At 52.8% G+C, this 21,293-nt stretch carries 20 protein-coding genes; 5 read left to right on the top strand and 15 right to left on the bottom strand.

Annotated features, from left to right (window positions below):
- Positions 1-618: 618 nt before the first annotated feature.
- Positions 619-753 (bottom strand): hypothetical protein, encoded by a 135-nt coding sequence (locus BSZ32_RS20130; RefSeq protein ID WP_276308432.1) that lies wholly within the window; start codon positions 751-753, stop codon positions 619-621.
- Positions 754-827: 74 nt separating this feature from the next.
- On the bottom strand, positions 828-2,645 hold the full coding sequence (locus BSZ32_RS18880) for a glycerophosphodiester phosphodiesterase family protein (RefSeq protein ID WP_165788806.1): 1,818 nt from the start codon (positions 2,643-2,645) through the stop codon (positions 828-830).
- Positions 2,646-3,164: 519 nt separating this feature from the next.
- Here BSZ32_RS18880 and BSZ32_RS11645 point away from each other — a divergent pair.
- Positions 3,165-4,247, top strand: a complete 1,083-nt coding sequence (locus BSZ32_RS11645; protein WP_105043571.1) for a vWA domain-containing protein — start codon at positions 3,165-3,167, stop codon at positions 4,245-4,247.
- 18 nt (positions 4,248-4,265) lie between these two features.
- Here the strand turns inward: BSZ32_RS11645 and BSZ32_RS11640 are convergent, their stop codons facing one another.
- The 10 genes from BSZ32_RS11640 to BSZ32_RS11595 form a co-directional block, all read right to left on the bottom strand.
- A complete protein-coding gene (locus tag BSZ32_RS11640) occupies positions 4,266-5,678 on the bottom strand; it encodes an arylsulfatase (protein ID WP_165788805.1) in 1,413 nt (470 codons plus the stop codon).
- Positions 5,679-5,843: 165 nt separating this feature from the next.
- Positions 5,844-6,692, bottom strand: a complete 849-nt coding sequence (locus tag BSZ32_RS11635; RefSeq protein WP_105043569.1) for an FAD:protein FMN transferase — start codon at positions 6,690-6,692, stop codon at positions 5,844-5,846.
- A 7-nt stretch (positions 6,693-6,699) separates the two neighbouring features.
- Positions 6,700-7,569 carry a hypothetical protein gene (locus BSZ32_RS11630; protein WP_165788804.1) on the bottom strand — a complete coding sequence of 290 codons (870 nt, stop codon included), beginning with the start codon at positions 7,567-7,569 and terminating at the stop codon, positions 6,700-6,702.
- Between the two features lie 105 nt (positions 7,570-7,674).
- Positions 7,675-8,979, bottom strand: a complete 1,305-nt coding sequence (locus BSZ32_RS11625) for an FAD-dependent oxidoreductase (RefSeq protein WP_105043567.1) — start codon at positions 8,977-8,979, stop codon at positions 7,675-7,677.
- A gap of 94 nt (positions 8,980-9,073) precedes the next feature.
- Complete coding sequence (locus tag BSZ32_RS11620) at positions 9,074-10,552, bottom strand: FecR domain-containing protein (RefSeq protein ID WP_105043566.1); 1,479 nt, start codon at positions 10,550-10,552, stop codon at positions 9,074-9,076.
- Between the two features lies 1 nt (position 10,553).
- On the bottom strand, positions 10,554-10,739 hold the full coding sequence (locus tag BSZ32_RS11615; RefSeq protein ID WP_105043565.1) for a sigma factor-like helix-turn-helix DNA-binding protein: 186 nt from the start codon (positions 10,737-10,739) through the stop codon (positions 10,554-10,556).
- Positions 10,740-10,777: 38 nt separating this feature from the next.
- A complete protein-coding gene (locus BSZ32_RS11610; RefSeq protein ID WP_105043564.1) occupies positions 10,778-11,062 on the bottom strand; it encodes a sigma factor in 285 nt (94 codons plus the stop codon).
- 310 nt (positions 11,063-11,372) lie between these two features.
- Positions 11,373-13,670 (bottom strand): FAD-dependent oxidoreductase, encoded by a 2,298-nt coding sequence (locus BSZ32_RS11605; protein WP_206018827.1) that lies wholly within the window; start codon positions 13,668-13,670, stop codon positions 11,373-11,375.
- A gap of 85 nt (positions 13,671-13,755) precedes the next feature.
- Positions 13,756-14,427: a PEP-CTERM sorting domain-containing protein gene (locus BSZ32_RS11600; RefSeq protein ID WP_105043563.1), complete on the bottom strand. Its 672-nt coding sequence runs from the start codon at positions 14,425-14,427 to the stop codon at positions 13,756-13,758.
- Positions 14,428-15,193: 766 nt separating this feature from the next.
- Positions 15,194-16,690 (bottom strand): sulfatase family protein, encoded by a 1,497-nt coding sequence (locus BSZ32_RS11595; RefSeq protein WP_105043562.1) that lies wholly within the window; start codon positions 16,688-16,690, stop codon positions 15,194-15,196.
- A 333-nt stretch (positions 16,691-17,023) separates the two neighbouring features.
- Between BSZ32_RS11595 and BSZ32_RS20370 the strand changes: the two genes are divergently transcribed.
- Together BSZ32_RS20370 and BSZ32_RS19380 are read left to right on the top strand one after the other, a co-directional pair.
- Entirely contained in the window at positions 17,024-17,377 is a 354-nt protein-coding gene (locus BSZ32_RS20370) for a sulfatase-like hydrolase/transferase (protein WP_343125946.1), read from the top strand.
- Positions 17,365-17,622 carry a sulfatase-like hydrolase/transferase gene (locus BSZ32_RS19380; RefSeq protein WP_206018825.1) on the top strand — a complete coding sequence of 86 codons (258 nt, stop codon included), beginning with the start codon at positions 17,365-17,367 and terminating at the stop codon, positions 17,620-17,622. The genes BSZ32_RS20370 and BSZ32_RS19380 overlap by 13 nt, the downstream gene beginning before the upstream one ends.
- 198 nt (positions 17,623-17,820) lie before the next feature.
- Here BSZ32_RS19380 and BSZ32_RS11585 read toward each other — a convergent pair whose 3' ends face one another.
- Positions 17,821-18,015, bottom strand: coding sequence for a hypothetical protein (locus tag BSZ32_RS11585; RefSeq protein ID WP_105043561.1), 195 nt, complete (start codon positions 18,013-18,015; stop codon positions 17,821-17,823).
- A 227-nt stretch (positions 18,016-18,242) separates the two neighbouring features.
- Here BSZ32_RS11585 and BSZ32_RS11580 point away from each other — a divergent pair, with 227 nt between their 5' ends.
- Complete coding sequence (locus BSZ32_RS11580; RefSeq protein ID WP_206018824.1) at positions 18,243-19,046, top strand: class I SAM-dependent methyltransferase; 804 nt, start codon at positions 18,243-18,245, stop codon at positions 19,044-19,046.
- Complete coding sequence (locus BSZ32_RS19375) at positions 19,036-19,239, top strand: hypothetical protein (protein ID WP_129589730.1); 204 nt, start codon at positions 19,036-19,038, stop codon at positions 19,237-19,239. The genes BSZ32_RS11580 and BSZ32_RS19375 overlap by 11 nt, the downstream gene beginning before the upstream one ends.
- A gap of 278 nt (positions 19,240-19,517) precedes the next feature.
- Here the strand turns inward: BSZ32_RS19375 and BSZ32_RS11575 are convergent, their stop codons facing one another.
- A complete protein-coding gene (locus BSZ32_RS11575; protein ID WP_105043560.1) occupies positions 19,518-19,955 on the bottom strand; it encodes a hypothetical protein in 438 nt (145 codons plus the stop codon).
- Positions 19,956-20,079: 124 nt separating this feature from the next.
- Positions 20,080-21,243 (bottom strand): MDR family MFS transporter, encoded by a 1,164-nt coding sequence (locus BSZ32_RS11570; protein WP_129589729.1) that lies wholly within the window; start codon positions 21,241-21,243, stop codon positions 20,080-20,082.
- Positions 21,244-21,293: the final 50 nt, after the last annotated feature.

Below are 21,293 nucleotides of genomic sequence, written 5' to 3'. Positions count from 1 at the left end.
TACCACTTCACACTACACGACAATTTTTAAGCTGTGCTCCTGCCTGTCGTACAAGAGCGCTTTCGGCGTCTCTATGTAGTAGCCAGTAGGTAGTAGCGAGTAGCTAGCATGAAAAAAAACTAGAGTCCGACAGGTAGCAAGGTGCTGATTAGCTATCCAATGATAGCCACCTTGAGTGTTGATTCACAAATGCTATACTGATGCGCATCAAGATTTGTCCAATTGAGAACGAACTCTGAGATTGAGAGGGGTCCTTTCAGCGCCTAGTGGTGTTACGTTTTACGTGTTAAGTATTATGCCCACCCTTGGAGTGGAAATCCCAAAACATGGCGCGAAGTATAGCTCACTACTCACTACTAGCTACTCGACAAGTACCGTGGCTACGCCCTCAATGGTGGGTAGGTTCTTGATCTGAAAATTGTCGTGTAGCGTGATACCACTTAGACATTCGCGTCAAAATAAGAAATTCAGCGTGCTGATGTAGACACTCAATATTTTCAGAATACTCGTTATGATCACGATTGGCTGAAGGCCATTTTCATACCAGCTAGGGTGAGTGACGCAGGAACGTAACCCTAGGATAGGATAGAGAGATGTTTTTCTGGCTGAAGGCCAGACTCATGCTGAGACAAAGCTGATGGATAGATGAAGTTGGCCTTCAGCCAACATACGCTTCTTTACGCTTAACCTAGGGAATGCGCGTCGCTTCTTCCCTAGGCTGGTATTAGATTCGCCGATAGCGAAATAAGCCATTCCCTTCAGCCATTCACTATTTTGACGTGAATGACCACTTAGAGTTTGAAAAGAGTCTAAGTGGTATTAGGGCGCTAGGCTGGCGCCGACTCAACTGGGCTGGGGTGATATGCGGACTGAATATCCTCTGGGACATTGGTGGTAATAGATTTTGTGCCCAGTTTTTGGAAGCGTTTTGCGGTCTTGCCGTCGTCGATGGTCCAGACATGGTGGCCAATCCCCTTCTCTGTGAGAAGGCTGATGAAAAAGGCATCCACAAAATTCCGACTGGTGCTGAGTCCATTCGCCTGGATAGAGGCCAATGTCTCTAGCACGGCACTGTAAGTCGGGGCGATCTTTCCTAGCCGACTTTTTCTGAAACTCACCAGCCAACTGATCTTCCAATCGGGTGCCGCAGCCTTCAGTTCCTTGAGCATATTCGGTTTAAACGAGATCACCACAATTTGATCATGGCTCAGTCCTGATTGTTTAACGTCCTCAAGTAAGGCTGGAATAATCTCTGCCCCGCATTTCACTTCGATATAGATTTTCTTGCCCGCTGGAACTGTCGCGAGAACCTCAGTCAGAGTCGGAATGAACGTAGAGGTGAATTCCTCCGCGAACCAAGCTCCGGCATCAAGCGCGCGAAGTTCATCCAATGTGGAATCGGCTACGACACGGTTCATCTCGGTAGTTCGCCTGGTTGTGCGGTCGTGGATACAGACAATGTGGCCGTCCTTGGTCAGACGAAAATCGCCTTCAATGGCATCTGCTCCTTGCTCCCATGCTAGCTCGAACGCCGGCAAGGTATTCTCTGGCGCATACTTTGAAACGCCACGATGGGCGACGGTCAATGGCCTTGCTGTCGATTCCTCTCGGACGGAAATCTCTGTGATATTTCTGAATAGCTCGACTTCTTGCGGATCGTGCGGGGTTCCATCATTTCGCAGCAAGGCGTGGAACCAACAATCCGGTGCGATAGCATCCTCTTTTGTGCCCCAAGGCCAAATGGTCTGAACCTTTCCGGAAACGAGTCCCCAGTTATAGCAAGCCACATTTTCCTGCTTGAAGACGGGTAGGACAGTGGCCGCATCGCTGTGGCCGTGGCGCAGCCATATGGTGCAGAGTAACGGACGTCCGTGCTTCTTAAATGTTTCGATCTCAGACATAAGATCAGCAGCCATTCCGTAGCGGTGAAAGGTGATGATGTCCGACGCAGCGAGCTGGAAATCATTCAACTCTTTCAGGCCGTCATTCCAGATCCCGACACTGAGCGGCTGGGTCGGATTGACAGATCGGGCCCACTTGAAGGTCGCTTTCAGAAGCGGCAGTGACTTGGTCGCCTGGCCGCTGTTGCCGGGCTCGTTGTACAGGTCCCAGAAGAGGATGCGCTGGTCATTGCCAAAGGTGCTGAGAATATCTTTCACATAGCGTTCAAGCCGTCCCCATTGCGCCGGATCGTTCACCACAACATTGCCCGGACTCTGCAACCAACCGCTATTTTCTACACTCCTGCAATCATCAAAGATAACCAAGGTCGGCTTGATTTCATACTTCGCCGCGATTGTTAAAAACTGATCGATCCGCTTCTTCAAGCCCTCGGCATCGGCCTCCCAAGCTAAGTCATGCAGTGAAACGCGGACCGAGTTCATCCCGAGCTTGGAAGCCCACAGCAGTTCTTGATCGATCGTTTGCGGGTCCCAGGTCTCGGCCTGCCACATCTCCAGTTGGTTGATTGCTGTGCTGGGAATGAAATTACACCCGACTATCCAGGCTTGCTCTGCGTACCATTGATTGGCCCGCTCTTTGATCCATTGATTCGTCAATGCCCCATCGGTCGCGGCCACAGTGACCTGGAGGACCATTGCCAGAATAAGCCCCATGAGGGACAGTATAGATCTACTTTTTTTCATTCTATTTTCGTTTTGGTCCAGCCCCGGATGAGGCAGCAAAAGAGTCTTTCATCATCGCCGTGGTTACGATGAACGCAAATCCTTTCACTACAAGCATTACGTTCGTGCGGGAGTGCATCAATGAAAAGAGTAGATTGCACATGCATCTACAAGTTGAGTAGCTTGTGTCATGATTCTCGAAGTCGATCAAATCTCCCTAAACGACTAAATTACTTATTTTGACGCTATTGTCTAAATGGTATTAGTCACGCATTTATAACCTACCCAATTTCTAGATAGGTGTAAATGTGAATATTCCTTCCCTTGTGTGTGTGTGTGTGTGTGTGTACACATCTAGTTCATCAGTAACTTATTTTAAACTCAGTTCTAAATCCGGTTTAGCCCTGATTTCTATCATCTCGCTACTGGTGATGGCTGCGCTGGCGATGATTAGAGCAATTCTTGATTGAGTCCGCAACGCACCTAACATGGTTAAATATATAAAAAATTAAGTCCTTCTAATACTAAAAATATTCCAATATGTCCATTCACGCCCAAACTACCCCAGAGGCTGCTGCAACTCTTGCTGCACAGAAGAGAACATCTACCGTTTCGGCATTGATTATTTCAGTGCTTGCGCTTTTTTTGATTTTTTTGATCCTCTTTGTCATAGCATTGACTATTGAAGTCAAAAGGCCGCCTGAGATTATTTCTTATAATGCTGGAGTCGATGAAACAGAGGATATAGAGAAGCCTGAGACGACAAATCAGGTCGAGCGTAAGCCCTCGGCACCATCTTCATCAATGGCGAAGGTGATTGCCTCGAATACAGCTTCACCAACAGCGGTACCTGTACCTGACACCGAAGTAACCGAACCTGCTCTAGACTTTGGTAATGGGGATGATTTCGGCGATGGTTGGGGTGATGGCGACGGCTGGGGCAGTGGTGGCGGCGGCGGAGCTTCGTTTTTTAATCAAAAAGTCAAAGCTGAGCGTATTTGTTTCGTGATCGATTATTCAGCCTCAATGAGAGGGAAACGTTTCGAATTACTTAAGGTTGAATTAGCTCGTTCTGTTGGAGCTCTACCCGCATCAATTGAGTATCAACTCGTTTTTTTTGCGGGCCCAGCATGGGTTGCTGGCTGTGATCTGCAAATGAATGGCAGAGATTCTGCAGAGGTGAAGTACGACGGAAAGAACTACCAGTGGGTCGGAAAGGATGCCTACAATTGGAGTACGGAAAACAATAAATTACCTACTCCTCTCTGGTTAAAGGCGACCAACAAAAATTTAAAAAAATCACTTGAAATTATTGAAGAGACAAAACTTGTTTTCGGAACGGCTTGGAAGGCTCCTTTAGAAATGGCACTCGATATGGAGCCTCAGCCAGACATAATCTTCTTTATGACTGACGGTTCTTGCGGTGGGAAATCTGCTCAAATTGCGGAGGAGATAGCAAAAAAAGCGAAGAAAAAAGATATTGTAATTAATGCAATCGCAATGATGTCCCCGTCAGCACGTGATGCCATGGGATCTCTCGCGGAAATCACGGGTGGTCAGTTCTCAATGGTCGACGAGTCCGGTAAGTCAAATGTGCTGATCAAAGGTCAGGACGACAAGTGATACCGTCCTCCCAGTAATCTATTTCCGCTCAGAGGCGAATTTGAAGGTCTTACATTCAGCTGGGGTGCGTGCGCTGTCCATCAAGTCACGTAATTCAGAAACGATTTCTGGATATTGGCCGGCCACATTTTTTGCCTCCGAGATGTCCTTTGATAGATTGAACAACTCGAATTTTGGGTCCAGATCGGTGTTAGTTTTATAGAGGATCAGCTTCCACTTACCTTTGAGAATGGCGCGTTTGCCGCCCTTCTCAAAAAACTCCCAGTAGAGATAGTCATGTTTTTTCTGCGCGCCTTTACTCAGCAGTAGCGGCACCATCGATATCCCGTCGGTGTCTGCTTGTTGCTCGGCACTGGCCAGCTCGCGCACGGTCGGCGAAATATCCCAAAACGCTGAAACATGGTCGGTGACCTGACCTGGCTTAATTTTTCCGGGCCACCATGCTATCATCGGCGTGGCGATGCCGCCGTCCCACATATCGCGTTTGCCGCCGCGCCGATCACCATTGGAGTTGAAAGAATCACGCTTGTGCCCCCCCTCCTGCATCGCGCCATTATCACTGGCAAACATGACTAGGGTGTTTTCGGCAATGCCCAGTTCTTCGAGCTTCGCAAACAGCAGCCCCATGTTGTGATCCATGTATGAAACCATCGCGGCGTAGGTAGTTTTCGGCTCGCGCTCGTAAGAATAGTGAGTGTGTTTATCTTTCGCAGGCAACGGCTTCTCTTTCAAGATCGGCCGGTATTTAGCCTTCCATTCCTCTTTCGCCCGCAGACTGGCGTGCGGAATCTGAAAGGCTAGGTGCAAGAAAAATGGTCCAGACTTTTGCCTTTCAATGTACTCAAGCGCCTCGTTCACGACGAGTTCGCTGCTGTAATTATCGCCATCATGCAGCGTGTTTTTGGGATACTCAACTTTGGTGACCGTGCCGCCATCGTTACGCCACAAATACTTTGGGAAATACCAATGCGCCTGAGTGTGCGAGGTGAAGCCAAAGAAATAGTCGAAGCCTTTTTTGAAAAGCAACGAGGCGTCATCGGTATTGCAGCCGAGTCCCGACTTGCCAATCAGCGCGGTGTGGTAACCGGCCTGCTGCAGCGCTTTTGGAAATATTAAATCGTGCGGGTCTTCGCGCATTTGCAGTTTGCCATTGCCACGCACGTAGGTGTGCCCGCTGTGTTTTCCTTCCAGCATACAACTGCGTGACGGCCCACAGACCGTGCTGCCGGCATAATGGCGGGTAAATCGCATTCCCTCAGTGGCCATGCGATCGAGGTTCGGTGTCTGAATCACCTGTTGCCCGTAACAACCTAAATCGCCGTAGCCCAAATCATCGGCCAGAATATAAATGATGTTCGGTTTCTCCTCTGCGTTCACAGCGACGGCAGCCAAGCCGGCGAGCATCATTACTGCTATTATTTTGTTCTTCATCTGTTTGCCCTTTAAAATAAAAAAATCCCCCTTGGGAATGGTCTTCCGGTGATGAGTACACCGAGATTCGGCAGCTAACAAACATCTTTTAACCAAGTTCTCGGTATCAATTATTTCACCAACAACGATCAGGGAGATTACCGAACCGTACGCCACTTCCCCATGTTATCTTTTCGCTCCCATTGTCTCAATCACCGTGCCATCTGTTTTGATGAAGATCGCACGAATTTTATGTTCCTTGGCCCAGGCGAGGCCAGCTTCACTCCCCATCACAAAAAGTGCGGTGGCCAGTGCATCCGCTGTGGCATTGGACGGGTGAATCACTGAGCTTGATAGCAGATCATTGGAAATGCCATGGCCAGCTTGCTTAATATGATCTGGTTTAAAATACTGGCCAGAAGTCGCGATCGAGGTGTCGGATAGCTCCACATGCGGGCCTTTGACGTGTGCGTGTGACGGAGGGATATAGATGGCCACAGTCCACAGTTTTCCCTTAGCGTTCTTACCTTTGGCTTTGATTTCTCCGCCAATATCTACGAGGAACGCATCGATATGAAGTTCCTCACCCAAGTAATCACAAATGCGATCGACAGCATAGCCTTTAGCGATGGCTGAAACATCGATCTCGTTCCCTCTATAATGGATATCAAAAGCGCCATCGGTGCTAGCTTTCACCTCCTCGGACAATGCGATGATCTCGCTTAATTCCTTGGAGAGCCGGAAGTCATCCTTCGCTGCGGATCGATTGAACCGAGAGATTTCGGAATCGGCTTTCCAGCTTGAAGCGATATTATCGATACGCTGGAACTCATTTTCCACCTGCTGCTTGAGCTGATTAGGGGTCAGACCTAGTTTTTTATGTAGTTTTTTATGCGCTTGGTATTGAACCTTATAGCGGGTGCCAAAGATGTTTCCATGAAACGAATGGTAGGGCGCCTCGTCGCCGCCCTTGTTGATGAAAATGAGAACCCCAGCAATCAGCAGCAAGGCAACGATAAACAATTTTCGGGTCATCGTCGGTTCACTTTGAGATCTCAGACCGCTCGATCTTCAGCAAGGCGCTATCAAAGAGGTCATGCGCGGTGGTGATCGTTTCATCGGGATAAAAAAGCGACCAGATGGTTTCGTCATCCTCGATCTCTGATTTTGGATAGCCGACGAGCTCTAGCAACTGGTAGCTACGCGGGTTCTTGTTATCGACCTCGACCGAGTACACCAGCGATGGCTGATCTGCGTAATGCGCATTTTTATCACCCGCCAAATTAATTTCTATCAGCAGCCGATAGGGAGTTTCCTTTGCGGGATCCTTGGGAACGATGTAATCAGCTGGGTCAAAACTCTCGTTAGGGGTGGCCGAGCTGAGGGCATCGACATCGGCGGACTGCTCTTCCCCGCTCATTTCCAAAGCTTCTGCTTTATACTTCTCATACTCGCTCTTTTTATAATGCCAATACGGCAGCGAAGTTTGATTCTCGGCCGCTTCGCTGTGGTACAAGGTTTTGAGATGGTAAGACGAAGTATTTTCCAACCATATCGCCATGTGGGGTGGGGTTTTGACATCGTAGGCCTTGCCGGCCTTGATCGTCAGTTCCATCTTATAATCGTCTGCCGGACTGTATTGGTAGACCATGCTGTCCTCGTTCATCTCAAATCGGTCCAGCGCTGGGCCAAGGTTGGCGCTGAGGCCGAGGATGGCTTTGACGGGTTCGGGTTGCTTGAAAAACACGACTGTTAGTCCGGCGGTGATGACCAGGGTGAGCCAGAGGGATTTGCTGTGCAGGTAGCCTTTGAGTGGTCGGATGTTGTTGACTATGTGACAGACGGCGAAGATGACAAAGAGGAAACCTGTGAGCGCGTGTAATCCCACCACACCGATCGAAAACGGCTGCACAAACGCGATCACACCTGTCACCGACAGCACAAGAAAAACGAGTGCGACAAACAGGGAAGTAAACCTGCGGTGCAGGCTGCCTAGGTTCTTTTTTTTTCATGGCTATCACACTTTGCCCGGAATGATGGCACCGTGCTTGGCTAGGAGTTGGTGAATTTCAGCGAGCGGCACCTCCAGCGGGGTGGTCCCCTTCTTGGCTGCCAGCGCGGCTGCGACTCCCGCCGCTTGTCCCATGGCCATGCAAGGCGCTTGCACGCGCAGGCCGGAGTTGGCCAGTCGGTCGCTGGAAACACAGCGGCCGGCCACGATGATATTGCGGCTACCTTTCGGGATCAGGGCGCGCAGTGGGATGGTTGGCACGGTGCCGGGTTTGAGAGGTTTGGGACGCACACCAGTTTTTGTGTGGAGATCGACTGGGTAGAATGCGTTGCAGATGGCGTCGTCGAATTTTCTTCCGGAGGTGTAATCGTTGACTGTGATCATAGTCTCGCCAACGATGCGGTAGCTCTCGCGAAAGCCTGGCTCGGGCTGTAGGTGCATGAGGCGTTTCGTGCCCTTGGCTTCACGGAGTTTTTCCAGCACCAGTTGGCGGCCGGCAAGCTTGGCTTCGGTGACGGTCCGGGAATTAGTGGAATCGGCGCCGTGCACGTAGATCTGGTGCAGCTGCTTGCGGCCGACACGGTGCTCACCGCCGAGCTGGAAGAGGTATGACCCAGGTTGAGTTTCGTCCTCGCGCATGCGTTTGTAGCCGAGCAGGCCAACGACTTCGGCGCCACCGGTGCAATCGACGATCTGTTTGCAGCGGACGCGTCGGTTGGTGCCAAAGCCAGCGCAGTTGAGCTCCCAGCCGGTTGGTGTTGCTTTGGCATTCTGGATGAACTCGTGGTAGGCGATCTCGACTCCGGCATCGACGCATTTCTCTTCGGCTAGAATCGAGTAAACGAACTGGTTGATGGTGACCTGGTTGTGATGGTGGGCTTTGGGCACCTTGGCGAAATTGGGGAGTGTTCCACCGTCGAGTTCGACGGACTCCTTGACCAGTTCCCAACCAATGCCGGCGATGATCTGCTTTCCCCATGCGTCGAACAAACCGGGGTAACAAACTCCGCCGACGGTAGTCATGCCGCCGAGCTGGCCGCTACGTTCCAGCAGAAGGGTCTTGGCTCCAGCGCGTCCTGCCTGAATGGCTGCAATGGAGCCAGCGGTGCCACCTCCGACGACAACGACATCGACGTCCGTGGTCAGATCGGTGCCGAGTTCTTCGGGTTCGCTGCTGACGTTGGTGCCATCGCGACGGGCGAGCGCGACATGCGTGGTGCTGGCAATGGCCATGCTGGCAAGGCCGTACTGAATAAACTTGCGTCGACCGGTCGATGGGTCGTTGTTGTCTGGGTGATTATTTTTCTCCATAAATTCTTGTTGTTACCTCTATTTCTGCACGCCTACCATGATGAGGGACGGCGGGTGCATCCTACCCCTTCACCGGATCATACGGCGAGCGAAATCAATCCTCGTTCAAGCGGATTGAAAGCGTGGGTGCGGGCAAGTATGGGTGACGTCGACTGGCGAAGCCGTGGACCAGGCCGGCATCCTCGGTTTCAACTGTATCGCGGACCACGGTTAGGGTGATTTCTGAACCGGCATGATCTCGCAGGTAGGCTGCCAGCTTTTCTCCATCGATCCCGAAATCGCCCCGCTGCACACCTTGCTCGATGACAAACGACCCGAGTTTGTGCACCTTGGCGGTCACCAGAGCGGCACCATTCCCCGTGACGTTTGCCGGGGCATTCTTTTCGTTGAGTAAATCTTCAGCCCACGGCACGTCATGGGCAAGCAAGCCGTAAACACTGAAGGTGGCGTCCGGCACATGCGACGCCAAACCCCAACCGGTCGGTGCAAAATGAAGGGATAGCTTGGCATCCGCGATGCGTTCCGGTGCGACACCATCAAGATCAAAACCCAGGTAGGCTTTCCGGTGTGGAGCTTCGTAGATGTGGCCATTCTTTAGATAGAGAAGCACCTCGGACCCGTGATCCTCGACGCGGCCGATGTAAGCGTCTTTGGCCGATTCTATAACGGTCCAATCTGATTGATCCATGTCGGGGCTATCATCCGTTCGCCAGACCGGCTCACCCAGTCCATCCTGCGCCGATCCCAGTTTCCCTTTTTCCACGGAATTACGCTGACCTGCTTTCAGGCTGACGATTTCACCGGATAACGCCGATTGCACTTCCACGAGTCCTTCATAAACCTGTGTGCGTGTTCCGCCAGTTCCGGGAGCGACGCTTACTGAGAATCGGGTTCCGAAATCAACCACCTTCGCAGATGGAGTTTTGACCTGAAAACCTATTGCCGAATTCGGAATATCTACCACCACGGTTCCCTTCACCAATTGCACATTCATGGCATCGATCAGGCTCAGCTCTGCGGGGGCTTCGAGATTCACTTTTGCACCCGAATCGAAGTGGAGTGTCACTAAGCCTTCGGTTAGACGCATGGTCCCTGTACCCAGGCGAGCCCCCTCAGAGGTCGACAAGTTCCCGCTTTCCCAGCGGGCCGCACGCACCTGCTTGATGGTGACAAATGATTCCGCTTCTGCTGGTTCCACGGTCACGGGTGTTTCTACTGGCTGCTGAAACCAAGCGAAGGTGGCTATCAAGGTGATACAGGCAGCCACGGCTAGCACGGGCGCGACAACTCCCCGTTGTTTTGAAAAATAAGTGCCATTCTGAACGGATTCCGTGCCGGGCTTGGGCAGTGAAACAGGCATGGCATCAGCGGCCAGCCCACCGGTGTAATCGAGATGCAGGCGCGCGTGCAGATCCATGTGGCCTCGGTAAAACTTGCGCGCATCCGGGTTGCTTTTGAGCAGGGTGTTGAGAGCCTCCCGACTGTCGTCATCCACGGTGCCATCAAGTACCTCGGCGATCAGCATCAGCAATTGCTCCTGGTCTTTTTTATCAAATCCTCCGGTTTTCATCATTCTACCTCTTCAGTTTTAAATCAATACACGTGTGTAGCGATTGGCGAATGCGCATCAACATCATTTTCATCGCGCTTTCTTTTTTGTCGGCATCCTTGGCGAGTTGCTGGACCGACTGGTTTTGGCTGTAGCGAAGGTTGATCAGTTGCCGCTGCCGGTCGGGCAAGCGCGATAAACAATCACGCATCGCCAGAATGCGATCGCCGGCTTCATGCTCTGCATCCGTTACTCCTCGGCAAACTGGGCAAGCAAGTCGTCATCAAACAAATGTCGGTCGCGTTTCCGTTCGCGTAAAAATGCCAGCGCCTGGAAATACGCACATTTCCGAGCCCAAGCACCAAAATTCGAGCCCGGTGTGAAATCGTCCATTTTGCGCCAAAGCACCAGATTGGTTTCCTGCAGCACATCATGGGCATCATGTACATTGCCCAACGACGTAACCAGATAACCGAACAGGCGGTTTTGCCAGTCGGTGAGTTGGTAAACGAATTCTTTGTCCGGTGGCTTCATGGTACATCTTATGTATACCGAAATTCAGCCTTGGGTCACATGGAGATTTTGTTTTTTTTGACCGCCCTACTTCGCCGAGGCTACGAAGGGCAGTCTGAATTTTGCGAATTTTTCTTGGGTTGCTACTTCAATTTTTAACCACGGAAAGCACGGAAATTACGGAAGGAAGACCTGGTTGGGGGCTTAGGTTGATAGCGGGCGGGACGCCCACGCTCCCTTCTTGCATCAGGCGAAGCCTGTCTTACTTAGTATTTGGAGTTTAAAACTTGGAGTTTATCCCCATTTGGTCTTTAGAGTTTATCCCCTCCACTCACTCCATTTCCACCCGGTAAAAGACGCGGGGGTCTGTGTCGATGCCTGCGCTGGCGAGGTTGAAGGCACGGGTGGTGGTGTCGCCGGTGTCGGCTGAGATGCCGGAGTCGAGGGTGTTGGTCCAGTCGGTCATATCCAGCGAGTAGGCGACGCGGTAGCTCTCGCCCGGACTCGAGTCCCAGGTCAGGGTCAGCGTGTTGGTGTCGGCTGCGTGATTGACTTCCTTGACGGCAAACTTGATCAACGAGAACTGCAGAGCGTCGACGATGACAAATCCGGTGGTCCCAACGGTGCTGATGGTGACCACGGTTTCCTGGCCGGCGATGAGTCTGGCGATCCCGACCTCACGCATGTTGCCGCCCGACGGCAGTGCCACGGTTTGATCGACAGAAATTTCGGTAACATGAGTGCCGCTGGTGACCGTCAACGGCACGTTGGTGGCGCGGGTTTCGTGCGGGGAGTAGGCCATGTAAACCCGATAGAACCCGTCCTGTGGCGCGGTGAAGCGGAAGGTCGCCGTGTCGGAGCCGTCGTTGGCTGTGTCTGCCGCCCCTGCGAAGCGATAGCCGTCGCCGACATAATCAGAATAATTCGTTGAGCTTCCCCAGGTGCCCACCAGCTCGGCGGCGGGATCGTCGACTAATACGCTGGTGTTGGGGTCGAGTGGTTCGGGTGGTTCGACCGGGCCAAATCCCTCCGGAAGGTCGAGTTCTTGTCCCTGGGCGAGTAGGCGGGTTTTCAGATTGGCATACGGCAGGTCCTGCACGGTGACGTCTTTATCGGCTGCTAGAGCCGCTGCGATACCTGCGCTTTGCCCGAGCAACATCCAGGTTGCCTCGATACGCAGTGAGGAAATAGCGACGTGAGTGCAGGACAGCGCGACCGGCACCAGCAGGTTGTCACACTCGGCAGGCACCGGCAGGATCGCACGATACGGGACGTGATACGGATAGCCCCGGGAATTGCCAGCCGGTTTCACCGGATAAATGGTGCCCTCGTTGCGGACTCCTCCACCAGGGTAGGCGATCCGTTGGCAGTCGTGTGAATCGATCGGGAAAGAGGAAATCATGATGGGATCGGTCTTCGCTGGATTGGCGATGATGTCGTTCTCGGTGACGACATACATCCCCTGCATGCGGCGGCTCTCGCGCACGTAGAGCTGCGGTGGGAAGTTACCGGTGGTGGTGAACTCATCGGCGCACAGCCCCCACTGGGCGTAGTTGTCGCGCTGGGCCTGAGTAAACACCGAGTCGGTGGTGAGGAAGTGATAGAACTCTAGGGTGTATTGCTTGTGCCCCTCGAAGATAGCGGCGCGGCCAGCCTCGTCAGCCGTCGCCCAGCCCTTGGCGCCACCGACAAAGCCGAGCGAGAACTGTTTCGCAATCGAGTTGTTGCCATCCCTTTTACTTCCCGGGACACTGTAAAGGTCAAATCCCACCGAGCCAGCCCCATGGGTCTGCACGTAGCGGCGCATCACCTCAAAGCGGGCCGGATCGTAGTTGGTCGGGGCGGGCATCGCGACCTTGTTCTCGGCGTTGGTCGTCATTGAGAGCCGGTAGCTGTAGGTCATGATGTTGTCGTCGCCGTCATCCGTCGGCCCGGCGTCGGTGCCGGTGGTCAGCGGCAGCGGATCGCCCCCGGCATCGAGACCGCTGATATTCATCGTGGATTTTGGATAGCGTTTGCCGGCCAGCGACTCGCCAAAGTCCGCTTTACCCTCGCGCCCGATCGTCCAACTGACTCCCGCTGCCGCCATCAGGTCGCCCTCGTAACTGCCGTCAATGAAAACGCGCCCCGTATAGGTGCCATTGCTCGTAACAACGCTGGTGATGCGCACGCCGGATTTATTCACCGACTGGAGATAGCGCCCGGTCAAGACCGTCACGCCAGCCTCGGCGAGCATGGCATTGGTAACCCGCGATGCCACATGAGGTTCGTAAGACCAGTTCGTCTGGTTCTTCACATTGACATCGTAGGGCAGGCTGACCCCGCGGCCTGTGTAGTCCTGTTGAATGCCCAGGTGCCACTCATGAAACAGGCCCATCAACTTGTCACGATACATCTGGTTCGAATCGCTGAAGCTCAGCCCGCCGGTGTTCATGCCGCCGACGTGGGCGGTTGGCTCGAGAAGGATCACCGAGGCGCCCTCGCGAGCGGCGGCGATGGCGGCGCAGAATCCGCCCGGCGTGGAGCCGTAAACGATCACATCCGCGCTGGTCTGGGCATGGGCTGAAAATCCGCCAGACAGCAGCAGAACAGCTGCGGTCGCGAGGGAATTGATCATTTTGAAGTTCATAGGAATGAATCTAAGGCAAAAAAAACGCCCCATCCCGGTGAAACGGAACGGGGCGCTGTGAAAGAAGTGATTTCAAGATATCCGCTTACTTGCGGCGGCGGAGAATCAGCGCCAGCCCACCGAGGCCGATCAGGGCGGTGGTGGAGGGCTCGGGGACGGCGCTATAAGTCACGCTCAGTTTTGGAGCCGATGTTCCGGCTGACTCATTGTCTACGAATCGGGCGAAGTCATGGGTGCCGAGGTTCGACTCATCGTTATTGGCGATGATCAGGCGGAGGATTCCATCCCCGGCGAGTGCGTTCGACACGGCGGTCTGGAAAGCCGCCGAGTCGCCGAAGTTATGGGTCTGGCTAGTCTGCTCCACATCGAAGCTGGCCGAGGTGAGAAAGGTGCCGAAGGTTCCGCCTGCGGGAGCACCGCCGCCCGGAACGTCCCATGTCGCGGTGGTTTCGTCGATATCGAAGGCGTGTGTGTAGATATTAAACGTGGTGAGAGCTCCACCTCCGCCCACGTTATTGATGCCCGCCGTACCCAAGGTCGTCAGGTCCAGGGTCACTGAATCGATCAGATCTATCGTAGGAATCGTGCTGATATCAAATTCAAACAAGCCTCTTAGCCTCTCATTTCCGACTTCTGCGAGCCCGATGATGATCGAGCCGGCGTCGTTTTGATTAGTGGCTGCACTTTTAGTGCGAATCATCACGGCATCGTGGGTATAGGCACCGGACGGCGAAACGCCTTCCTGGAAGCTGATCACCGCAGCCTGGGCTGAGCCGGCGGCAAGCGCGAGGCCGGCGAGCGCGGCGAGAGTGGTTGTTTGGTGGATGGATTCATTGTATCGTTATTTGTGTAGTTGGGTATTTTTAGTGTATCTATATGGCCGGATCGGGGCCAGAAAATGGAGTATCCGTCCGTGATGGACAGAAACCGTCACAGCTAAACACCACCCGTCACCCCATCGGTCACATTTTTTTCCATCTTTTTTCCTCAGGCTCCCACTCAAAACCTCTCAGACTTGCTGTGTGGCAGTAGAATCTGGAGGCTCAATCGCGAAATAAGTCTCGAACTACTTGATCCACTGAGAGACTAGCAATACTAAAAACACAAACAGCCACACTGTATTCATCTCTATATTAGCCAGTTGCAACACTCCGAACCTCACTCTGCTTCTCAACTTCTAGAAAAGCTAGTCTCCCAAGATCTAATACCACTTAGTGAATCAAAAGAGACTAATACTGGAGTGATTTTTTGATCAATCAAGGCTAGACGAGGGAATGGTGCGAGCACCATGACCGAGAGAAACGCCGATTTATCAAGAAAGCGCCCAGCTCTCATAGCTTTCCGCGTAGCGCATTTTCCTAAAGCCAGCAAAAAGAACATTTGTCTCTTTGGTTTTGCTAAGTGGTATAACAACCCGGAGACGCTCTGCGCCTATCTTTCGCGTGTAACACGTCGGCATAAGGGTGCTGGATTCTGCCGTGGCTGATGGCAAAATCGAATGGAGCTGGGCGTTTAGCTTAGCACTACTTTGATTTCGTTTCCTTCGGAGCGGGAAGCTGCATTCTTTCGCGGACGTGGAACTCACTCCACTGCGTGACATCGTCTTTGATCAGATTCCATTTCTCCACGGTCATCCAGCCGCGACCAAAGGGTTTACGAGCTTGGCGGCCCCGAGACGTGTGTTCGAATAATTCAGCTGGAGGCTTCACCGCAGCGACCGGGTCAGCCATTTCACCGAGCCATGCATCATAGCGCTCTATCATGGTCTTGGTGATCTCGGGGTACTTGTCTGCGAGGTTGGTCGTTTCGGTTGGGTCATTCTCGATGTTATACAACCTCCATGCTGGCTCATTGCGGAACTTTACCGTGCGCCATTGTTTCCACCGAGTGACCTCTGATCCGTGGGTGTTCCAAAACAGGATATCATCGGGGTTGGCTTGCTTTTCTTCCAATAGCAACGGCATCAAATTTTTGCCTTCGCAGTGTTTGGGTAGTGGGGTTTTGGCGAGCGCTGCAGCAGTGGCGTAGAAATCGATGGTGCTCGACATGCCGGCATAGCTTTTGCCCGCTGGCAGGGTGCCTGGGAAGCAGGCGATCGTGGGCATCCGGTAGTTGCCTTCCCATTGCAGGTTGGAGCGGTTTTTGCCTCCTTTACCGCCGCGATAAGGGAGTGGACGATGCTCTGCGTGAGGATCGCCACCATTATCGCTGCTGAAGAGAATGAGGGTTTCTTCATGGATATCCATGTCCTTCAATGTTTTAAGCATTTCACCGATTTGCAAATCGAGCGCATAGAGTGTTGCCCGCAGATATTGGCGTGGGCTGTATTTGCCCTGGTGTTTAGGGTTCAGAGTGTCGAGGTATTTTTGCGGGACTTCTGTGTTAGGGATGTGAACCGCTAGAGGCACGAAGTAGAGGAAGAATGGATCCTTGGATTTGCCATGACGCTTGATGAAATCCACACAATAGCCACCTTCCACCTCAGTGAGATAGGATCCGTCAGCACCGATGTAGGATTTTCCTCCACCGAATCCCTCACGCCCTTTGACGCGCGGCGGGTGCATGCCGGCCTCCATGAACCCGCGATCTAGTGCCCCTTGGTCCCAGCTGCCGATGTCCCACTTTTCCAAGCCAACGATGCCTGTCATGTAACCGGCGTCACGCATAGTCTCGGCCATTGTGGCTTTGTCTTTGGGAATAGGAACGCCGCGTGAGAGGCCGAATTTGCCAAACCGTTGGGTGTACATGCCCATCATCAAAGAGGTGCGACTTGGGCTGCAGGGCGCATTGTGCGTGTAGGCGTTTGTTAGCCGAATACCATTCTTCGCCAAGCTGTCGATATTTTCCGTACCTGGATCGGGACAACCGAAGGCACCCACATCACCACGCGCAAGATCATCCACATAGATGATAATGATATTCGGTCGCTTTGCTTCGCTGTCAGCCCAGAGATGTGGAGAGATTACTCCAACGAGGAGGATTGAAAGCAGAATGCTGCGGATCTTCAGAGAGTGATGCATGTTTACTAATGGTTAGGATTAATGGCTTGGAGCAAGCGTGCGAACGATGCTGAAATAAACTGTCTGGGCGACAGAAAAACACAAGTACATTGATATTCGGGCTTACGAAGAATTGGCGAGCATTTGCGGTATAACCGCTATTTTTTCGTGAATGCTTGAGCTTGCCGTTGAGTGCTGAGATGGGTCAGCGATAAATTGCCGCAAAACAGAATGCGTTTCCCTCATACTGGAACACGAATTTGCTGGCGTCACCTAGGAGGACAATGCCATTTTTGCGATGTTGACACATGAATCGCACCTTCCCCCCCTACTCAGCCTTTTCCTCACAACACAATGCATCTAACCTCCTCACTCATAAAGAAATCCCCTAGCAGTTTCATGTTTTCATTAGCTCTAACGATATGCGTGGCTGCCTCTACATCTGCTGCTAAAAACTCTCAGCCGAACATCGTTTTTATTTTAGCCGATGACATGAGTTACGATTCAGTATCCATCTTTAACGACAAGATCGGTAACATGAAAACCCCTGAACTTGATACGCTAGTCAGGCAGGGTATGCATTTCACCGATGCGCATTCGGCATCTGCCGTTTGCACGCCAACACGCTATGGGCTCCTAACTGGGCGTCATTGCTGGCGAACACATCTCAAAAGCAGGTGCTTTGGACTTACGGGATGCCTCTTATAGAGGAAGAACAACTCACTATTGCAGAATTACTGCGTGAAAAAGGTTACCACACGGGTCTTGTAGGTAAATGGCATTTGGGTACCGGCTGGAGAAATAAAGACGGGAAGTTTGTCTTTGATGGACTCCAACATGATCAAAAAAATTACGCCTCAAGCAAAGCTTACGTTGAAAATGGCCGCTCAACACCGGGGCCGGTGCAAAAGAACTTTGAAGCTAAAACTAGTTGGCTAGGGCTCCCTTGGTGAAACAAGCTCCACAACCAAAGTACGCGTTTTACCAATTTTTACGCCAACCCGACCTGCGCCTCGACACGAACCGCGCTGATGCAGGGTCGAGCTCCCTTAAAAAAGGCATTGCCCACAGACCAATATAGGGACACAACTTTCAGAATATTTTAACACAGAAAAACAACAAAGCGCATCCGACCGGTGTATCGATTTGGTTCACTTCGCTGCCGCGAGCTTCCAGATCTTGACATCATCGACTTCCGCTCTGCCACTGACGGCAAATGCTAGGTTCTGCTTCACCTCATGGTCAATCCCTGCTGATTTGATAGAAATACCAAAATTGTCAGAGCTAGTAATTGTTTCATAGTATCCTCCTTGAACTGTATTGGCAGAGTTTCCAGCGTCAAGCATTCTGCAATGTAGCTCTGGGTCGCAGATAGGGACACAAAACTCCGCATAGAATCTGTTAGGCTTCCTTTTTACCGCTGAACACCTGGGCGCATCAGCTACTAGCCACACGGTGGGTGTCATTGCCCCAAGCTCGTAAAATCTATCACCCCCCCTAGCTTGATCGCCCTAGAAATACGATATTCAGAGGAAGTTTGTATCATGAATCCATGTATGCTAGTGACATGGTTATGAAATTCTTCGAGCGCAAGCGGATTGTTTGGCATCTGATGCTGTTACTGTTGGTGGTAGGCGGCATCCTATATTTGGATAAGGAGGGTGCTTACTCTCAAGAAAAGAGCAACGAGAGTGAGAAAGTTGTGGCGGGTGCAGCCGAGCCGTATGCTCCTACGCCCCATGTCTATCAGAAGAAGAAGGCAAGCCGAGATGGCACGGGCAAGGTGTATATGAGCCGGGAGATTTCTCACGTGATGGGGCATGCTGCCATCAGCTGGCTAGAGCGTCCTGAACGAGAAGCTGAGGAAGCCACCAGCCGTGTCATGAAGGGAATGAAGCGGGAACTTAATCCGGATGCGCTGATCGTGGATGTGGGATCTGGCTCAGGTTATTATTCGTTTTTGCTGGCGAATTTGGTGCCAAAGGGAAAGGTCATTGGGGTGGATATCCAGCAGGAAATGGTCACCCATTTGGCCCAAAAGGCACAGCGCTTAAGGGTGACCAATGTGGTGTCTAACCTCGGTAAGATCAATTCCGTCCAGCTGCCATCAAAAAGTGTGGATGCTGCATTTATGGTGGATGCCTATCATGAGTTTTCTCACCCCAACGAGATGATGCAGTCCATCGTGCATGCACTTAAGCCGGGTGGCCGTGTCTACCTCCTAGAATACCGCGCAGAGGATCGTTCTGTGCCCATCAAACCACTGCATAAAATGAGCGAGGCGCAGTCGATCAAGGAGATGCAAGCGGTTGGATTGAAGCATGTCAAAACGGAAGGCTTTCTCCCCTGGCAGCATTTTATGGTGTTTGAAAAATAGCTTTGAGATTGTTAGTCCGAGCGGTCATTCGCGCCAAAATAGTGAAGGACTGAAGGGGATGGCTTGTTTCGCTATCGGCGAATTTCATGCCAGCCTAGGGAAGAAGCGACGCGCATTCCCTAGGTTAAGCGTAAAGAAGCGTATGTTGGCTGAAGGCCAACTTCATCTATCCATCAGCTTTGTCTCAGCATGAGTCTGGCCTTCAGCCAGAAAAACTATCTCTTCCGTATCCTAGGGTTACGTTCCTGCGTCACTCACCCTAGGCTGGTATGAAAATGGCCTTCAGCCATTCGTGGCTGTGGTTATGGATTACCCCGCCATGCGGCTTCGCCTTTGACGGGGCTGGTATAAAGTTCTCCGTTGGAGAACCCAGCTCGACTCAGCCGCAATGACTAGGGTTGGCGCGATAGAGAGATGGTGGGGATCTCGTATGATGCTTTTTTCGTGTAGGGTGAAAAATCAGTACTGTGATCAACCTATAAGTAGGCCCAGATCCTTCGTGCTGCTGCCGAAGCTGCCGGTATCGATGTTGTGCCTGTGGAGGAGCTCTAGGTAGAGGTTGCAGAGTGGCGTCGGTTTTTCTAGGATGGTGTGTGGCTGATGGCGGTAGCCTCCGCCGGCAATGATGGTGGGGAGGTTGTTGCAGGTGTGGTTGGACGAGTCACCGAAGTTGCTGCCGATGACCACGGTGGTGTGACCGAGCAGAGTCCCCTCACCCTCTTTGATTTGATCGAGCTGCGAGAGGAACTTGTTCAGTTGACGGGCGATTTCAGCTTCGATCCGGCTGAGTTTGGTGAGCAGGTCTTTTTTTCCGGAGTGGTGCGAGAGCGTGTGCCATCCGCTGGTGGCTCCTGGCACGCTGATGGCTCCGTAGATCCAGTCGAGAGAGAGGGTGATGACCCGAGACATATCTCATAGACACACAATAGTTACTTATTAATGGCGCAAGCTCCCTCTCCTCTGAGCTCAACGGGTTGACTCATACTAGCCTAGGGCAATTACGCCTCCATCAGGGGCCGCCCTTGGTTGGGGCTCACACAGCGGCCTTCGCCCGTATCAGGATCAGCCAGGCAGCTGCGAGTCCGGTGATCCCGCAGAATGCCCAGAGCAGCTCTGGGCTGGAGCCGAACAACCAGAGTCCCGCCATCGGCCCGACTCCGGCCGCGATATTCCAGCTGAAGCCGTTCACGCCCATGTAGCGGCCGCGCATCTCGTCTGGCGCGAGGTTTGCCACGTAGGTGCTGGCCACCGGCGAGGAGATCATTTCCCCAATAGTGAGGACGACAATGGCCAACACCAGCATAGTGAGCCCCGAGCCGAAGGCCAAAAGCGCCAGCCCGCCGCCGAGCAGCGAGTAACCCAGCGCCATCAGCCTCTGCGGATCGTGGCGGCGGGTCCAGTTAGTCAGCGGTAGTTCAAAGAACACGATCATCATCCCGTTCAGGCCGAGGAGGAACCCGTAGGCCTTTGCGTCGAGACCCGACTCCCCGGTGACCTGCAGCCCCAGCGTGCTCCCCGTTTGCCAGAACACCGCAGCGACGAGGAAAGAAGCTCCGACCGAACGCAGGAAGGGCCAGTCCTTTGCTATCACCGGCAGGGCGGCGCCCCATCCAGCGTTCGTACTCGCCTTCCTGCCGATCCCTTTTTTGAGACCGAAAAGAACGATTAGGCCGAGTATCACCGTGGTCGCGGCATCGGCGATGAAGAGCCAGACGAATGACGACGCGGCGACCAAGCCAGCAGTCATCAGACCACAGGCGGTGGCGAGGTTGATCACCAGCCGCTGCACGGCAAATGCCCTCACTCGAAGTTCCTTGCCGATGAGATCAGCCGTCAGCGAACTGCTGGCCGGATAGTAGAGGTTAGTCATCAGCCCAGTTAGGAAAGCGCCCGCGATGAAGGACGGAATGGAATTTGCAAAAGCCAAGAGAATCATCGCAACTGCAGCACCGAAGCACGAGATGAGTAGGGTCGGTTTGCGGCCAATCCTGTCCGTGAGGTAGCCGCCGAGAATCGATGCGCAGAAGCCTCCAGCACCGTACGCCCCTAGGGTGTAGCCTGTGACTGCCGGCGGGAAACCTAGTTGCCGTAGATAGATAGCTAGGAACGGGATGACGAAGTGTCCGAAACGGTTGATGAACGACCCCGCCATCAGCAGATAGAACGGCCTCGGCAGCAGCCTGAGGTCGGCGAGCATACTCCCCCCTGAATGTAGCTTGTTCGCTTGCGTGCCTTTCACTGAAAAAA

The organism is Rubritalea profundi, from assembly GCF_002954445.1.
GTDB classification, from domain to species: domain Bacteria; phylum Verrucomicrobiota; class Verrucomicrobiia; order Verrucomicrobiales; family Akkermansiaceae; genus Rubritalea; species Rubritalea profundi.
The sequence above is the reverse complement of the archived record's forward strand: the minus strand, read 5'-3'. Positions and strand labels throughout refer to the sequence as shown.

Coding starts and splice junctions, on each gene's coding strand:
- BSZ32_RS20130 (WP_276308432.1), bottom strand. CDS start 753: ATGGCTTATTTCGCTATCGGCGAATCTAATACCAGCCTAGGGAAGAAG.
- BSZ32_RS18880 (WP_165788806.1), bottom strand. CDS start 2,645: ATGAAAAAAAGTAGATCTATACTGTCCCTCATGGGGCTTATTCTGGCA.
- BSZ32_RS11645 (WP_105043571.1), top strand. CDS start 3,165: ATGTCCATTCACGCCCAAACTACCCCAGAGGCTGCTGCAACTCTTGCT.
- BSZ32_RS11640 (WP_165788805.1), bottom strand. CDS start 5,678: ATGAAGAACAAAATAATAGCAGTAATGATGCTCGCCGGCTTGGCTGCC.
- BSZ32_RS11635 (WP_105043569.1), bottom strand. CDS start 6,692: ATGACCCGAAAATTGTTTATCGTTGCCTTGCTGCTGATTGCTGGGGTT.
- BSZ32_RS11625 (WP_105043567.1), bottom strand. CDS start 8,979: ATGGAGAAAAATAATCACCCAGACAACAACGACCCATCGACCGGTCGA.
- BSZ32_RS11620 (WP_105043566.1), bottom strand. CDS start 10,552: ATGATGAAAACCGGAGGATTTGATAAAAAAGACCAGGAGCAATTGCTG.
- BSZ32_RS11615 (WP_105043565.1), bottom strand. CDS start 10,739: ATGCGTGATTGTTTATCGCGCTTGCCCGACCGGCAGCGGCAACTGATC.
- BSZ32_RS11610 (WP_105043564.1), bottom strand. CDS start 11,062: ATGAAGCCACCGGACAAAGAATTCGTTTACCAACTCACCGACTGGCAA.
- BSZ32_RS11605 (WP_206018827.1), bottom strand. CDS start 13,670: ATGAACTTCAAAATGATCAATTCCCTCGCGACCGCAGCTGTTCTGCTG.
- BSZ32_RS11595 (WP_105043562.1), bottom strand. CDS start 16,690: ATGCATCACTCTCTGAAGATCCGCAGCATTCTGCTTTCAATCCTCCTC.
- BSZ32_RS20370 (WP_343125946.1), top strand. CDS start 17,024: ATGCATCTAACCTCCTCACTCATAAAGAAATCCCCTAGCAGTTTCATG.
- BSZ32_RS19380 (WP_206018825.1), top strand. CDS start 17,365: ATGCCTCTTATAGAGGAAGAACAACTCACTATTGCAGAATTACTGCGT.
- BSZ32_RS11585 (WP_105043561.1), bottom strand. CDS start 18,015: ATGCTTGACGCTGGAAACTCTGCCAATACAGTTCAAGGAGGATACTAT.
- BSZ32_RS11580 (WP_206018824.1), top strand. CDS start 18,243: ATGAAATTCTTCGAGCGCAAGCGGATTGTTTGGCATCTGATGCTGTTA.
- BSZ32_RS11575 (WP_105043560.1), bottom strand. CDS start 19,955: ATGTCTCGGGTCATCACCCTCTCTCTCGACTGGATCTACGGAGCCATC.
- BSZ32_RS11570 (WP_129589729.1), bottom strand. CDS start 21,243: ATGCTCGCCGACCTCAGGCTGCTGCCGAGGCCGTTCTATCTGCTGATG.